Raw genomic sequence first — 15,452 nt, forward strand, 5'->3', positions numbered from 1 at the left:
GTATTCAGACATTGAGCAAACAGGTTGGATATTTGACGAAAAAAAGCTGTCATCACTTGCGTGAGACAGCTTTTATATTTTACTGTAATTGTTATGAAAAAGCATTAATCCCCGTCACATCCATCCCGGTAATGAGCAGGTGTACGTCGTGTGTGCCTTCGTACGTAATTACTGACTCCAGATTTGCCGCGTGACGCATCATCGGGAACTCACCCATAATTCCTATACCTCCCAAAATCTGGCGGCTTTCCCTGGCAATATCAATTGCCATTTTTACATTATTCCTTTTGGCCATCGATATCTGTGCAGGCGTCGCTTTATGTTCGTTTTTCAGATTGCCTAACTGAAGGCAAAGAAGCTGTGCTTTTGTAATTTCGGTCAGGAACTCAGCCAATTTCTTTTGTTGAAGCTGGAAACCACCGATTGGTTTTCCGAACTGTTTTCTTTCCTTGGAATACTGAAGCGCCGTACAGTAGCAGTCGATTGCGGCACCAATCACACCCCAGGAGATACCGTAACGTGCAGAATTCAGACAGGAAAGCGGTCCTTTTAAACCTGTAACCTTGGGCAGCAGGTTTTCCTTCGGAACCTTAACATTATTGAATACAAGCTCACCTGTTTTAGAGGCCCGCAGACTCCATTTATTGTGTGTCTCAGGTGTTGTAAATCCTTCAAAGCCTCTTTCAACGATTAGCCCCTGAACTTTTCCTTCTTCATTTTTAGCCCAAACTACTGCCAGGTCACAAAGTGGCGCATTGGTAATCCACATTTTAGCACCGTTCAGCAGATAATGGTCACCGTTATCCTTGAAATACGTTTCCATAGAGCCCGGGTCGGAACCGTGGTTGGGTTCTGTAAGTCCAAAGGCTCCAATTAAATCTCCTTTAGCCAAGCCCGGCAGGAATTTCTTCTTTTGTTCCTCAGAACCGAATTCATTAATAGGAAACATTACTAAAGAACTCTGTACAGATGCGGCGGAACGGACTGCCGAATCGCCGCGTTCCAGTTCCTGCATAATAATGCCATAGGAAATCTGGTCCAGACCGGAGCCTCCGTACTCTTCAGGAATATAAGGCCCCAGAGCGCCTATTGCACCCAACTCCTTCATCAGGTTGGGGATGTCTGTATGATTTTGTGCCGCATCATCAATCTTAGGCATTATGAAACTCTCCACCCAATCACGTACTGACTGTCTTATTAACTTATGCTCATCCGTGAGCATGTTGTCCATTAAAAAATAGTCCGGAATAGTGGTAAGCGGGTAGTATGACATAGTTTTTTTTGATTTTGATAAAATTAAGATTTTTCGCATACGTGAGGAAATATTTAAGGGTTAAAAAAGATCTAAAGGTGCCGGCACACTACTTCAGGTAGATAGCCGGACCTTGTTTAATCCCAGCATTTTATTTTTACATACTTTTATATACCTGTTCCAACAGTAAAATTTTAAAATCACGTCAAATGATACGCACTGCAGTTCTCCTTCTTTTTCTTTTGTCAACTTGCCTTGACGCACAGAACACCGATCTTGACCCCGAAATTTCTGGCCTGGTAAAAATGGTCAGTAGTGATTCACTTAAGTCTCATGTGGTTAAACTGGTAAGTTTCGAAACACGGCACACTATGAGTTCTATCACCGATCCGGTGAAAGGCATTGGCGCTGCGCGAAACTGGGTGCTCTCCAAGTTCAGGACTTATGCCGCTAATTCCGGTGGACGTATGGAAGTATTTCTTCAGAACCGGGAGCTACAACCCGACGGGAAGCGCATCAAGAGAATAACCAATCTCGGCAATCCGGTGGCTTTGTTGAAAGGTACAGATCCACTTGACAAAAGAATCTTCATTATTTCCGCACATCTTGATTCAAGAGCCTCAGATGTTATGGATGCGAAAATTGCAGCTCCGGGTGCCAATGATGACGGCAGTGGAGTAGCAGCGGTAATTGAAAGCGCCAGAATATTAAGCATTTCCCGATTTCCCACTTCAGTACTTTTTGTGGCTTTCAGCGGTGAGGAACAGGGACTTTTGGGCGCACAGATGATGGCAGATAAAGCCGTAGCAGAAAAGTGGCAGATAGAAGCGCTCCTGAATAATGATATGATTGGCAATAACAGTTTTGATGCCCCTGAAAATTCCGGCGTTCCCAAACTGCGTGTGTTCAGCGAGGGGTTATCCGCTTACGAAACGGATAAAAGTGCCGCCGGCATCAGAGGTCTGGGCCTGGAAAATGATGGTGATGCAAGACAGCTCGCACGGTATATTAAAGAAACCGGAGAGAAGTATGTGAATGATATAGACATTAAACTGATTTACCGTAACGACCGCTTTCTGCGTGGCGGTGATCATACTCCATTTGTAAATCATGGTATTACTGCCGTTCGATTAACAGATTATTATGAAAATTACGACCATCAGCATCAGGATGTAAGGTCGGAGGGAGGAAAGAAGTTCGGCGACCTTATCGAATTTATGGATTTTGGCTACCTTCAAACCAATACTGCAGTAAATATTGCGGTACTGGCTAATTTGGCTAAAGCGCCTTCAAAACCTGAAAATGTCTTTATGGATGTAAAGGAGTTGACAAATACCACAAAACTCACCTGGCAAAGGCCTGCATCCGGAAAAGTGAAAGGCTATTATGTACTTATACGGGAAACCGACAGTCCGGTTTGGACGCAGAAGATTTTTATAAAGGAAACATCGGCAACCCTTCTATTTTCGAAGGACAATTTTCTGTTCGCCGTTCAAAGCGTATCGGAATCAGGAAATGTAAGCCTGCCGGTAATTCCAAAAGTATCCAGATAAAAAAAATCCGTTCGGTGAGGAACGGATTTATATAGTAGTTCTGAATGTACTATTCAGGAGCGTTCATATCGTACTTGTTTACTACTTTCTGCGAAACTCCCGTATTGCTGAAACCGCCGTCGTGGAAGAGATTCTGCATCGTTACCATTTTGGTTAGGTCACTGAACATGGATACACAATAGTTGGCGCAGTCCTCAGCAGATGCGTTGCCAAGCGGAGACATATCATCTGCATATCCAAAGAAACCGCCAAAGCCTTTCACACCGCTGCCCGCTGTGGTCATTGTTGGCGACTGCGAAATGGTGTTCACACGAACTTTTGATTTTTCGCCCCAATAATAACCGAACGTTCTGGCAATACTCTCCAGATAGGCTTTGTTATCGGACATGTCATTATAATCCGGGAAGGTTCTTTGTGCTGCGATATAGCTAAGTGCCAAAATGCTTCCCCAATCGTTCATACAGTCTTTCTCCCACGCCACACGCATCACTTTATGGAAGGAAACGGCAGAAATGTCCCAGCCTTTTTCCAGCCAGTCATAATTCATTTCCGTGTAGTGCTTGCCTTTTCTTACATTTACGGACATTCCGATGGAATGTAGGATAAAGTCGATTTTACCGAATTTTTCAACGGCTGCATCAAAGAGTTTTCCAAGGTCCTCTACTGAAGTCGCATCTGCACCAATGACTTCAGAACCGGTCTTTTCGGCAAGTTCATTAAGTTCGCCCATCCGCAGCGCAATTGGAGCATTGGAAAGAATAAATTCAGCACCTTCCTCATGGCATTTTTCAGCAACTTTCCAGGCTATCGACTGGTTGTTCAGAGCACCGAAAATAATCCCCTTTTTTCCTTTTAATAATCCGTATGACATAATTTATTTTTTGATTAACAAAAGTAAGAAATTAATTGTTCGGGACATAAAAAAGAGAGCCGAATTACTTCGGCTCCCTTTGGTTACTTATTATCTTGTTGTGTCATTCCAGGTATCTCTGGTAGTATCTGCAGCGTCATCGGCTGCATCTTTTGTGTCTTCCCAGGCCTCTTCTGTCCAGTCTTTTGTTTTTTCCCAGGCGCTGGAAACTGCATCTTTTGTATCTTCCCAGGCATCTGCTACATTATCTTTAGCTCTTTCCATCCATCCTTCTGCAGTAGCCTCTCTGTTATTACGCTTCTGCTCACGGATGTAATCCTTTGCTCTGTCTGCATAATCATTTACCGTCCACTTTGCATTGTTTACTGCGTGTTCTGCTTTGTTGTAATCTTGATTGTCCATTTTTTTGATTTTTTAAATTAATAATTGTGATTTGGTGTTTGTGATTACATAGGTAACAATTAATATTCCGAATTTCGTTAATGTTATGTTAAACTCATTTAACCTTGCTTTAGTGCTTCCTTTTGTCAAAAGTGTTCATCTACAGTGCCACTCATTACAAAAATCAATAGTTTTATCCAGCAAGAAAAATTGTAATAGCTTGAACCTGGTGTTTAACCGATAAATTAATTAAGATGGAAATTATAAGGTGCCCATGGTGTGAGAAGGATGACCTTTACCGAAAATATCATGATGAGGAATGGGGAAGGCCGGTTTTTGATGACTCGGTAATTTTTGAATTCCTGGTGCTCGAAAGTTTTCAGGCCGGCCTTTCATGGTACACAATTCTTAAAAAGCGCGAAAATTTCAGAAAGGCTTTCGATGGTTTTGATTACCGGAAAATTGCTCTATATAATGAACTTAAAACTGCTGAACTGCTGCAGGATCAGGGTATTGTGCGCAACAGGCTAAAGATTCTGGCCACTGTACATAATGCCCAGCGTTTTCTGGAAGTACAGCAGGAATCCGGAAGCTTCTCGGATTATATATGGGCATTTGTAGACGGAACACCGGTCATAAACAGACCCATTACCCTTGCTGATGTGCCTGCTACGAGTGCAGTTTCGGATGCTCTTGCCAAAGATTTAAAGAAACGTGGATTTAAATTCTTAGGTTCTACAGTGATGTACGCACACATGCAGGCCACGGGAATGGTGGACGATCATTTAATTTCCTGCCATTGTAAGAAATAGGTTGCCCCGTTTCTTTTTATTGTTAGTTTTGTCTGAATAACAAAAACCGAATGAAGAAAATTTTACTACTTAGCTCGATGCTGCTTTTATCCTCAAATCTCTTCTCGCAATATGCTGACAGGAAGGACTATATTGCCGAGTTCGCCATGGAGGACGGAAGCACATTCAGAGGTCATTATATAGGAGAAGTAACCCGCTCAACATCAATGGGAGGTTTTATTTTGAGCAACAGAATTGCTGCCTTTCAGTACGCCGACATGGAAACTAAAAAAAGAAAAAGGCTGAACTCCCGTGATGTTAAGAGAATCGTTTACTATAACGGCGGGGATGTAGCTAAAGTTCAGGAAAAAATTCAGGTGAAGCAGGTTACCAATAACTTTAAACTAAGCGCTGAAACCGATGAAGAGTTTGAGTTCCTGCTTCGTGACGGCAAGATTCAGCTTTACGGTTCCAATGTGTTCCGGTGCGAAGATATGTCATGCTACTATACGCACAGTAACTTTTACCTTAAAAAAAGCGCCGATCCCTATGCTGTGCTCGCTGTAAAACCTAAAAGTCAGATCAGTTTCAAATTAGGTTCGTCCATTGAAAATACGGTGGATGCATTCAGAATGGTAGGAGGCAAGTGTGCTGCCTTCAATGACTACCTGGATTTCTTTGATAAGACAGTGATTAAAGAGCAGCAGCTGGATAAAAAACTGCAGAAAGACTATCAGTCAATATTTAAGGAAACCATGAAAGAACTGGCAGCTATGAAGCAAACCCGTTATCTTTTTGATGAAGTTGCCGGCCGCGTGCAGGCTCACCAGATGGAAATTTTTCTCGGTATACTGAACGAGTATGAGAAATCCTGCCCATAATAAAAAATTGATTTCAATTTTGAAATCCTCTTTTTTATTTAATGATCCGTTCCAGTACCCATTCTATCATATTGGCTTCCGATTTCTGGTGATCTGCAGAGAATTCACCGCGACGCCTGTTGGCGATAACGCAGTTAACGGTGATTGCCTTATGCCCCAACAGTTTTGAAAGACCGTAGATTGCTGATGTTTCCATCTCAAAATTACTTACGCCAAGTTCATTCAGTGTTTCCAGGAACTGGTCATCCAGTGCTTTCAGACGCAGCTGCCTGCCCTGTGGCGCGTAGAAACCCGGGAAGGTAGCCGTATTGCCATGGTATTTGGCATCTGCATAATATGCAGAAATATCCTCTGCCCAATCAGAGAAGTAGAGCATGGGTTTTATTTTATCATATGGGAATTTGGCCATGAAGTTCCGCGAAAATTCATTTTCAAAGGAGTAGTCCTGATAAAAATGCAGCAGTCCGTCCAGACCTACCACATTCTGCGTTACAAGCATATTATCTACTTCAATGTCCGGGTTCACGCTGCCGCAGGTTCCCAAACGGAAAAGCTCCAGCGACTGATGCTCGCTGCGGAATTCCTTTGCTTTCAGGTCAATGTTTACCAGCGCATCAAGCTCGTTCATCACGATATCGATGTTCTCTGTTCCAATCCCTGTGGACATAACAGTAATCCGTTCACCGCGAAGCGTTCCGGTATGTGTGTAAAATTCCCTTTTGTTTTTTTTAATCTCAATGGTATCGAAATACTTTGAAACCTTTGGTACCCGGTCCGGGTCCCCAACCAGGATCACTTTTGGTGCCAGGTCTTCCGGCAAAAGGTTCAGGTGGTATACACTTCCGTCTGCATTAAGAACCAGTTCCGAAGCCGCTAGTTTATTGATCATGATACTGTGATTTAAGTTGAATAAGATTTAGGCATGAAGAACGCTTACTAGATCAGCCGCCAACGCGTTTTGTTTTGTAACCCATATCGTGAAGCATTTTCATTATCTTGTCACGGTTATCACCCTGTATAACTATGGTTCCGTCTTTTTCAGAGCCACCGATCCCAAATGTGGTCTTTATTTTTTTTGAAATGACCTTAAGGTCCGAATCTGAACCTTCAAAACCTTCAATAACCGTCACCGGTTTTCCGTTCCGGCCTTTTTTTTCAAATTTGCAGATGAGTGGTTCGCGCTGTACAAACTTTTCCTCAGGCATTGTAAAATCCTGCTCATCGTGATCTGGGAAGAGATTTTTCAGTTGATCCCGTATATCCATCTTTGGTTCTCTTTTTAGGTGCAGAAGCAATAATTCGCTGCTTTTTCACTGTCAAATCTACATAAAATAAGTAGATTTGTAAGATATTAAAAATCAAAAAATGTCAAAAAAAGCATTGTTAGCCATACTTGACGGCTGGGGTTTAGGTACAGATCCGGCGGTTTCGGCACTGGCTCAGGCAAATACTCCTTTCATTGACCGCTGCCTGCGTGATTTCCCCAATACAACATTGGAAGCCAGCGGTATCGCTGTAGGATTACCTTTCGGACAGATGGGCAATTCAGAAGTGGGCCACATGAATCTTGGCGCCGGCCGGGTGGTTTACCAGAATCTGGTGAGACTGAATATGGCAGTTGAAAATGCCACCCTTGGCAAGGAAAACGTAATTACCGAAGCATTCCAGTATGCCAACGAATATAACAAAAACGTACATTTTATAGGACTTTGCTCAGACGGAGGCGTCCATTCCCATATCAACCATCTGAAAGGTCTGCTTACCGCAGCCTTTGAAAACGGCATTGCCGACAAGACCTTTGTACATGCGTTTACAGACGGACGGGACTGCGATCCTCATTCGGGTGTAGGTTTCATAGAGGAGTTGCTGAACCATATGAAAGTAACCGGTGGCCATCTGGCCTCTGTAACAGGCAGGTATTACGCTATGGACCGCGACAAAAGGTGGGAACGGGTAAAGCAGGCTTATGATGCTATGGTGAAAGGCGTTGGTATCCGTACCCGCGACGTCCTGCAAACCATGAGGGAATCGTATCAGGCAGGAATAACGGATGAATTCCTGAAACCGCTTATTTGCCTTAAAGAAAGTCATCTTCCGATGACTAAGATCGAGAATGGCGACGTGGTTATCTGCTTTAACTTCCGTACCGACCGCGGACGGGAGATCACTGAGGCGCTTTGTCAGAAGGACTTTCCGGATTTTGGGATGCACAGGCAGGATTTGTATTATGTAACGCTGACCAACTATGATAAAGACTTCAAAGGCGTCAGGGTGGTCTTTAACGAAGAGGTACTTCAGGAAACGATGGGTGAGGTTCTGGAAAGACACGGAAAATCACAGATCCGTGTAGCCGAGACTGAAAAATATCCTCACGTAACTTTCTTCTTTTCCGGCGGTCGCGAAGAACCGTTTGAAAATGAGAAGCGTATTCTCTGTCCAAGCCCGAAGGATGTGCCGACCTATGACTTCAAGCCGGAAATGTCGGCTTATGATATTGTTGAAAATATACTACCTGAAATAGAAGCTGCAACTGCCGATTTTATCTGTCTGAATTTCGCCAATGCAGATATGGTGGGTCATACAGGCGTCTTCGAAGCAGCGGTTAAAGCTGCAGAAACCGTGGATCAATGCATTGAAAAAGTAGCTGTGGCGGCTTACGAAAATGGTTATGCGGTTTTTATCATGGCAGACCACGGTAATTCAGATTTTATGATCAATCCGGACGGATCGCCTAATACCCAGCATTCGACTAATCTGGTACCGCTTATTGTGATGGATCCGGAAAAAACGTGGAAACTTTCCCCCGGAAAACTTGGTGATGTGGCACCTTCTATACTGAAGGTCATGGGCATTGAGCCACCCGCAGCCATGACCGGTGAAATCCTGGTGGAATAGTAATTGCTAAAGATAAGTCCGGTCATCCGGATTAAATATCTTACTGTTAACATCATCCATGCTCCACTGTATTTTGCGTCAAACAGCGCTTAAATGAAAGGACTTATGTGATAAATAGCAGTATTTTGACCTATATTTGCACCCTATAAAATAGTAAAAATGTACAACAAACTGGTTAGACTGGAAGTAATGAAGAATCTGGGTACGGAGGTAAACGATTTTATCGCCTCATACCTTACTCCCGTTGAAAAAATTTGGCAGCCTACCGACTTTTTGCCGGATCCCTCTGCCGAAAGTTTCAAATATGATGTGGAAGAACTGCAAACCTATGCACGTGAGATGGGCTATGACCTTTTCGTTACACTGATTGGTGACTGTATTACGGAAGAGGCACTCCCAAGTTACGAGTCATGGATTATGGGTATTGACGGTGTAGACCAGGAAGAACGGAGTGGCTGGTCGCAGTGGGTGAGAAGCTGGACGGCCGAAGAGAACCGTCATGGCGACCTGCTGAATAAGTACCTTTATCTTTGTGGTCGTGTAAACATGCGTGAAATGGAAATTACCACTCATTATCTCATACAGGATGGTTTTGATTTGGGAACATCTATGGACCCTTATAGAAACTTCATTTATACAAGCTTCCAGGAGACAGCAACCAATATTTCTCACCGCAGGGTAGGGTCTCTGGCCAAGCAGACCGGTAATACCAAACTATCCAGAATGTGCGGCGTGATTGCTGCAGATGAGGCCAGGCACGCAAAGGCTTATAAGCATTTTGTTACCAGAATCTTTGAACTGGATCCATCGGAGATGATGCTTGCCTTTGAAGATATGATGCGCAAGAAAATCGTGATGCCGGCACACCTCATGCGTGAGTCCGGGCAGAAAGCAGGCGAGCTTTGGGGCCATTTTTCAGATGCTGCACAAAGAGCGATGGTTTACACCGGGCAGGATTATATAAACATCCTCAGCGAACTGCTGGACGACTGGAAAATTGAACATGTAGACGGCCTTAATGAGCAGGCTCAGAAAGCGCAGGAATATCTTATGAAACTTCCGGGCAGACTTCAGAGAATCACCGACAGACTTGCCACTCCGGATCAGGAGTATCAGTTCAAGTGGGTTAAAAGCTAGTTTACAACGCAACAGACATACGAGCCGGATTTTTCCCGGCTCTTTTTATATCTTTGCACTCTTAAATAACTAAGATTTATAATGCTTAACAATAAAAAACTTGCGATAGATTTTGACGGTACCGTGGTTGATGATGCCTATCCCGGCATCGGTAAGCCAAAGACTTTCGCTTTTGAAACCCTTAAGAAACTACAGTCAGAGGGTTATCGCCTCATACTCTGGACCTACAGACACGGTAAATCCCTGGAGGAAGCTGTAGAGTTCTGCAGAAAGAACGGCGTGGAGTTTTACGCTGTTAATTCCAGTTTTGAAGGTGAGATATTCGACAGTGAAAATGCTTCCCGGAAAATTGATGCAGACCTGTTTATAGATGATAGGAACCTGGGCGGATTCCCGGGTTGGGGCGAAATCTACAACATCATCAATCAGCGGATTGAGTTCCGTGTGGATGGTGGAGAAGTGCTGGCATATTCAAAAATTAAAAAAGACAAGAAAAAAGGCCTTTTCTGGTAATACTATGATTCATCTGAAAACCCTTCCCGAACTGAGGCTGATGCGCGAGAGTGCTCAGTTGGTTTCTAAGACCCTTGGTTTGTTGGCAAAAGAAATAAAACCCGGCGCTACAACCAATCACCTGGATAAACTTGCCGGCGAATATATCCGCGACAATGGTGGCGAACCCGCGTTCCTTGGAATGTACGGTTTCCCCAAGAACCTCTGTATATCTCCTAATGCCGAGGTAGTACACGGTATCCCAAATGATACGCCGCTTAAGGAAGGCGACATCCTGTCTGTAGACTGTGGCGTGTTTATGAACGGCTTCTATGGTGACCACGCCTATTCTTTTGAGGTAGGCGAGGTAGCGCCCGAAGTACAAAAACTTCTTCAAGTGACCAAAGAATCACTGTACAAAGGCATTGAACAGTGTGTTCGCGGTAAGCGTATCGGCGATATTTCCTACGCCATACAGCAGCACTGCGAAAAGCACGGTTACGGAGTTGTGCGCGAACTTGTAGGCCATGGACTTGGCAGAAAAATGCATGAGGATCCTCAGGTTCCCAACTACGGACGCAAAGGCAGCGGAAAAGTCATTAAAGACGGCATTGCAATCGCCATTGAACCAATGGTAAACATGGGTACGGAGAAAGTGAAATTTCACGATGACGGCTGGACGGTAACTTCACTGGATATGTCACCATCTGCACATTTTGAGCATGATGTGTGTGTTATTGCAGGAAAGCCTGTTTTACTATCGACCTATAAATACATTTACGAAGCGCTTGGTATTGTAAGTGATGAGGAGGACCGTTTTACTTTGGATTTTTAATGAAGAAAATCTTTAAAATTCTTCTGAACCGCATTCCGCGGCCGGTGCTCATAAATCTGAGTGTCTTTTTCAGGCCGTTCATCTATCTTTTTTTCAAAGGGTCCCGTTTTACTGATCCTATCGACGGAAGGTCGTACCGCAAATTCCTGCCCTACGGTTATGGCAGGCAGCGTGAAAATGCACTTTCGCCGGGCACGCTGAGTCTGGAGAGGCACCGTCAGATGTGGCTGTACCTGCAGAATGAGACCGATTTTTTCAGTAAAAATTATAAAGTTCTTCATATTGCTCCCGAACAGGACTTTCTGAGAAGGTTTAAAAAGATGAAGAATCTGAACTACACCTCCGCAGATCTGTTTTCCCCGATTGTAGATGTAAAAGCCGACATTCTGGATTTACCTTTTGAAGATGAATCGTATGATATCGTTTTCTGCAACCACGTTCTGGAACATATTCAGGATGACCGCAAAGCAATGAGTGAGCTATACCGCGTAATGAGGAAAGGCGGATGGGGAATTCTGCAGGTACCTATGAAGACCTCGCTGCAGGAAACCTATGAAGATTTTTCTGTTACGGATCCTAAGGAGAGGCAGCGGCTTTTCGGGCAGTATGACCATGTACGCTGGTACGGAATGGATTATTTCCAAAGGTTGGAAAGTGTAGGATTTGAAGTAGAGGTCAATTTTTACTCCAGGACATTTTCAGAAGCTGACCGGAAAAAATATGGGCTGATGGAGAATGAAATTCTGCCGGTGGTTTATAAAAAGTAGTCAATTGTTATCATTACCTTTGTGGTCGGGACGTTCTGTTCCGGTTAAACTTTTTAATTTTATTTGAATGCATAAAGCAGGATTTGTAAATATTGTAGGCAAACCAAACGCCGGAAAGTCCACGCTGCTTAACCAGCTGATGGGCGAAAAACTCTCTATTGTTACTCAGAAAGCGCAAACTACGCGTCACAGGATATTTGGAATTTATAATGAAGAGGATCTTCAGATTGTATTTTCAGATACACCCGGCGTGTTGGATCCCAAGTACGGTCTGCAGGAAAAGATGATGGATTTTGTGAAGGATTCCCTTCAGGACGCCGACGTTTTCCTTTTCATCGTAGATATCCTTGATAAAACGGAGCCGTTTGAATTTCTGGTAGAGAAACTCAACAAAATTCCCGTTCCGGTACTTATTCTCATTAACAAGATAGACCAGTCCAACCAGGAAGACCTGGAAAGAATCATGCAGCAGTGGCATGAGCGGATCCCAAAGGCTGAAATCCTCCCGATTTCTGCACTGAAGGCTTTCAACACAGATGTCATTCTGCCAAAACTAAAATCCCTGCTTCCGGAAAATCCACCTTACTATGACAAAGACCAGTATACTGACAAGTCTGAGCGGTTCTTTGTAAATGAGACCATTCGTGAGAAAATCCTCCTGAACTATGAAAAGGAAATCCCTTACTCCGTGGAAGTTGTAACTGAAATGTTCAAGGAAAAGGAAGGTATTATTTTCATCGATTCCATTATTTATGTGGAACGCGATACACAGAAGGGAATCATTATAGGTCATAAGGGTGATGCCATCAAGAAAGTAGGTACTGAGGCCAGACTGGATCTGGAAAAATTCTTTTCAAAGAAAATTCATCTTAATCTTTTCGTAAAAGTGAAAAAGGACTGGCGTAAGAATGACCGCGACCTGAAGAACTTCGGGTACCGCTAACTGCGCTAAGGTTTAACGGGTTTTTTTCGTTACATTTGGACGTAAATTAATTTGTATGAATTATTTCAGTTCAGTTAAAGTAAACCCACTTATTGCAGATATAGTACTTTTAGTGGTGCGGATATTTATTGGTTTTGCCATGATTTCGCATGGTTTCCCCAAACTGATGCAGCTTACGTCCGGAGAGGAAATTCAGTTCTTCAATTTTCTGGGTCTTGGCGAACGTTTTTCCCTGATACTGGCTGTGATTGCAGAATTTGTAGGTTCCATTTTCATTATCCTCGGCCTTTTCAGCCGTCCAGCTGTTTTTCTGCTTATAATTACAATGGCGATAGCAGGGCTTATTGTACACAGTGCTGATCCTTTTCCCAAGCGCGAGGCAAGTCTTATTTACCTGTCTGTATATCTGATGCTTTTTGCTTTCGGACCCGGCCGCTATTCCATTGACAGTATGCTGGAACGCCGGCGTGAAACTGCCTGGTAAGAAAAATATTTTTTGTTCTTGATATAAGCTATATCACTAATAATCCTGTTTATAAGCAAATGAATTTATATTTGCCTGCTGATTTAATTGTGGTATCTTTGCAATCATGAAAGCGGTTATCACCGGAGACATCATCAAATCTCAAAGTATCCCGTCCGAAACCTGGCACCATGCGCTGCGCGGCGTCTTCGGGCAGGAAAACAGCGAAAATTGGGAAATCTACCGTGGCGATGAATTTCAATTACTATTGCACAATGCTGCAGATTCTTTCAGCAAAGCCATCGAAATAAAATCACGTATCAAAAGTATACCTGGACTGGATGTACGTCTTTCCATAGGGATAGGTAACCAGGATTTCCAGGCGCCAAAAGTAACGCAGTCCACCGGTAGTGCATTCGTACATTCCGGACGTACTTTCGAGAAGATTAAAGCCGAGAAAATTACACTAAGTATTGCCTCAGACTTTCCGGATTTTGATGAGGTGATGAACATTACCTTCAAATGGATGAATTCAAGCCTGGACAGCTGGTCTGTAGTATCGGCCGCGATTGTTCAGATCTTCATCAAAGACAATAACCTGAATCAGGAAGAAGTGGCTCAGCAGCTTAATGTTTCCCAGTCATCAGTCAGTCAGCGGCTGAAGCGCGCAAACTATGACCTGATTATGCAGACAGACAGGATTTTTCGCAAACGAATTTCGGAACTAAAGGCATGATACTCACTAAACTCATATTGGCTCACCTTATCGGAGATTTTATCTTACAGCCTACCAAATGGGTTGCTCATAAAGAAGCAAAAAAAACCGCAAGTCCATACCTCTATCTTCATACGCTGATCCATACCGGACTCTGTATGCTTTTCCTTTGGGACCTGGATCTCTGGTGGATCGCGGTGCTTGTGGGAGGAAGCCATTTTATTATAGATGCACTGAAACTCCATCTGCAGAAAGCTACTACCAAAAAAAGCTGGTTCATCACAGATCAGGCACTGCATGTGATGGTCATCCTGGGAGTGGGTGCAGCTACGGACCAGTTGGATATGAAGCTTCTCATGAGTCCTCAAACACTGATATTCCTTACCGGTGCGGTATTTCTTACCACACCTGTTTCTATCCTGATCAGGACCCTGCTTTCCGCCTGGACACCAGTAGCCATGGAACATGGTAAAGTGCAGACGGACAGCCTGGTCAATGCCGGGAAATATATAGGTATCCTGGAACGTTTGTTAGTTTTCACCTTCATTGTAGTAAATCATTGGGAAGGCGTTGGTTTTATGATTGCCGCAAAATCGGTTTTCAGGTTCAGTGATCTGGCAGAAGCCAAACAGCGTAAGCTTACAGAATATGTATTGGTAGGAACCTTACTGAGTTTTGGGATTGCGGTACTGACCGGTGTGCTGGTTAAAATGTAAATAAGAAAAGTTAAGTTCAATTATAAAGAGTAAAAGAAAGATGACAAAAGGAGCAATGTTATACGAAGGCAAAGCCAAGCAGGTTTTTGCTACCGACAATCCGGAGCAGGTAGTTGTACGCTTTAAGGACGATGCCACGGCATTCAATGCCCAAAAACGCGGTAATGTGGATCTGAAAGGCGAGATGAATAATGCCATTACCACGCTGATCTTTGAATATCTGAATGAAAGAGGAATCCAAACCCATTTCATAAAGAAACTGGACGAGCGCGAGCAGCTTGTGGTGAAGGTTGATATCATTCCGCTGGAAATGGTGGTCCGTAACTACTCGGCAGGCAGCATGGCGCAGCGCTTAGGTGTGGAGGAAGGCATTAAGTCTCCTGTGACCATCTTCGATATATGCTACAAGAAAGATGAGTTGGGAGATCCGCTTATCAACGACCACCACGCAGTGTTTCTGGGTGCAGCAACTTATGAGGAACTTAAGGATATGTACACGCTTACGGCGCGCATCAATGAAATACTGATTGAACTTTTTGACAAAATGAATATCATACTTGTTGATTTTAAGATCGAACTTGGGAAAACTGCCGACGGAACCATTATCTTGGCTGATGAAATTTCACCGGATACCTGCAGACTGTGGGATAAGGATACAATGAAGAAGCTGGACAAGGACCGTTTCCGCCGTGATTTGGGCGAGGTGACCGAGGCGTACGTAGAAATTTATGAACGACTGAAAAAAGTGCTGGATAAATAG

At 43.7% G+C, this 15,452-nt stretch carries 18 protein-coding genes; 13 read left to right on the plus strand and 5 right to left on the minus strand.

All coding sequences use genetic code 11. The features are described from left to right. Window positions 1–91: 91 nt before the first annotated feature. Window positions 92–1,273, minus strand: coding sequence for an acyl-CoA dehydrogenase family protein (locus H1R16_RS10925; protein ID WP_181886515.1), 1,182 nt, complete (start codon window positions 1,271–1,273; stop codon window positions 92–94). 350 nt (window positions 1,274–1,623) lie between these two features. Between H1R16_RS10925 and H1R16_RS10930 the strand changes: the two genes are divergently transcribed. Then, window positions 1,624–2,805, plus strand: coding sequence for a M28 family metallopeptidase (locus tag H1R16_RS10930; protein WP_318028038.1), 1,182 nt, complete (start codon window positions 1,624–1,626; stop codon window positions 2,803–2,805). 49 nt (window positions 2,806–2,854) lie between these two features. Here the strand turns inward: H1R16_RS10930 and H1R16_RS10935 are convergent, their stop codons facing one another. Next, window positions 2,855–3,676 carry an enoyl-ACP reductase FabI gene (locus H1R16_RS10935; RefSeq protein ID WP_181886513.1) on the minus strand — a complete coding sequence of 274 codons (822 nt, stop codon included), beginning with the start codon at window positions 3,674–3,676 and terminating at the stop codon, window positions 2,855–2,857. A gap of 90 nt (window positions 3,677–3,766) precedes the next feature. After that, window positions 3,767–4,078 carry a hypothetical protein gene (locus tag H1R16_RS10940; RefSeq protein ID WP_181886512.1) on the minus strand — a complete coding sequence of 104 codons (312 nt, stop codon included), beginning with the start codon at window positions 4,076–4,078 and terminating at the stop codon, window positions 3,767–3,769. A 233-nt stretch (window positions 4,079–4,311) separates the two neighbouring features. On the opposite strand from H1R16_RS10940, the gene H1R16_RS10945 reads away from it, so the two are divergent. Continuing rightward, a complete protein-coding gene (locus tag H1R16_RS10945; RefSeq protein WP_181886511.1) occupies window positions 4,312–4,869 on the plus strand; it encodes a DNA-3-methyladenine glycosylase I in 558 nt (185 codons plus the stop codon). Between the two features lie 50 nt (window positions 4,870–4,919). Beyond that, a complete protein-coding gene (locus tag H1R16_RS10950) occupies window positions 4,920–5,729 on the plus strand; it encodes a hypothetical protein (RefSeq protein ID WP_181886510.1) in 810 nt (269 codons plus the stop codon). A 34-nt stretch (window positions 5,730–5,763) separates the two neighbouring features. On the opposite strand, the gene H1R16_RS10955 is transcribed toward H1R16_RS10950, so the two are convergent. Then, the gene (locus H1R16_RS10955; protein WP_181886509.1) at window positions 5,764–6,618 is read right to left on the minus strand and encodes a nucleoside phosphorylase; all 855 of its coding nucleotides are present in this window, start codon (window positions 6,616–6,618) and stop codon (window positions 5,764–5,766) included. A gap of 52 nt (window positions 6,619–6,670) precedes the next feature. Continuing rightward, a complete protein-coding gene (locus H1R16_RS10960; protein WP_181886508.1) occupies window positions 6,671–6,994 on the minus strand; it encodes a translation initiation factor in 324 nt (107 codons plus the stop codon). A 100-nt stretch (window positions 6,995–7,094) separates the two neighbouring features. Between H1R16_RS10960 and gpmI the strand changes: the two genes are divergently transcribed. The 10 genes from gpmI to purC all read left to right on the plus strand — a co-directional run bounded on the left by gpmI (window position 7,095) and on the right by purC (window position 15,452). Next, window positions 7,095–8,624, plus strand: coding sequence for a 2,3-bisphosphoglycerate-independent phosphoglycerate mutase (gene gpmI / locus H1R16_RS10965; RefSeq protein ID WP_181886507.1), 1,530 nt, complete (start codon window positions 7,095–7,097; stop codon window positions 8,622–8,624). A 159-nt stretch (window positions 8,625–8,783) separates the two neighbouring features. After that, window positions 8,784–9,761 (plus strand): acyl-ACP desaturase, encoded by a 978-nt coding sequence (locus H1R16_RS10970; protein WP_181886506.1) that lies wholly within the window; start codon window positions 8,784–8,786, stop codon window positions 9,759–9,761. Between the two features lie 81 nt (window positions 9,762–9,842). Next, window positions 9,843–10,274: a BT0820 family HAD-type phosphatase gene (locus H1R16_RS10975; protein ID WP_181886505.1), complete on the plus strand. Its 432-nt coding sequence runs from the start codon at window positions 9,843–9,845 to the stop codon at window positions 10,272–10,274. A 4-nt stretch (window positions 10,275–10,278) separates the two neighbouring features. Beyond that, window positions 10,279–11,088 carry a type I methionyl aminopeptidase gene (map, locus tag H1R16_RS10980; protein ID WP_181886504.1) on the plus strand — a complete coding sequence of 270 codons (810 nt, stop codon included), beginning with the start codon at window positions 10,279–10,281 and terminating at the stop codon, window positions 11,086–11,088. Further along, on the plus strand, window positions 11,088–11,855 hold the full coding sequence (locus H1R16_RS10985; RefSeq protein WP_181886503.1) for a class I SAM-dependent methyltransferase: 768 nt from the start codon (window positions 11,088–11,090) through the stop codon (window positions 11,853–11,855). The genes map and H1R16_RS10985 overlap by 1 nt, the downstream gene beginning before the upstream one ends. Window positions 11,856–11,922: 67 nt before the next feature. Next, complete coding sequence (gene era / locus H1R16_RS10990; RefSeq protein ID WP_181886502.1) at window positions 11,923–12,798, plus strand: GTPase Era; 876 nt, start codon at window positions 11,923–11,925, stop codon at window positions 12,796–12,798. A 55-nt stretch (window positions 12,799–12,853) separates the two neighbouring features. Then, window positions 12,854–13,282 (plus strand): DoxX family protein, encoded by a 429-nt coding sequence (locus H1R16_RS10995; RefSeq protein WP_181886501.1) that lies wholly within the window; start codon window positions 12,854–12,856, stop codon window positions 13,280–13,282. A 106-nt stretch (window positions 13,283–13,388) separates the two neighbouring features. Then, window positions 13,389–13,997, plus strand: coding sequence for a SatD family protein (locus H1R16_RS11000; protein WP_181886500.1), 609 nt, complete (start codon window positions 13,389–13,391; stop codon window positions 13,995–13,997). After that, entirely contained in the window at window positions 13,994–14,692 is a 699-nt protein-coding gene (locus H1R16_RS11005) for a DUF3307 domain-containing protein (protein ID WP_181886499.1), read from the plus strand. Before H1R16_RS11000 ends, H1R16_RS11005 begins: the two co-directional genes overlap by 4 nt. Window positions 14,693–14,732: 40 nt before the next feature. Beyond that, entirely contained in the window at window positions 14,733–15,452 is a 720-nt protein-coding gene (gene purC / locus H1R16_RS11010; RefSeq protein ID WP_181886498.1) for a phosphoribosylaminoimidazolesuccinocarboxamide synthase, read from the plus strand.

The organism is Marnyiella aurantia, from assembly GCF_014041915.1.
GTDB lineage: Bacteria > Bacteroidota > Bacteroidia > Flavobacteriales > Weeksellaceae > Marnyiella > Marnyiella aurantia.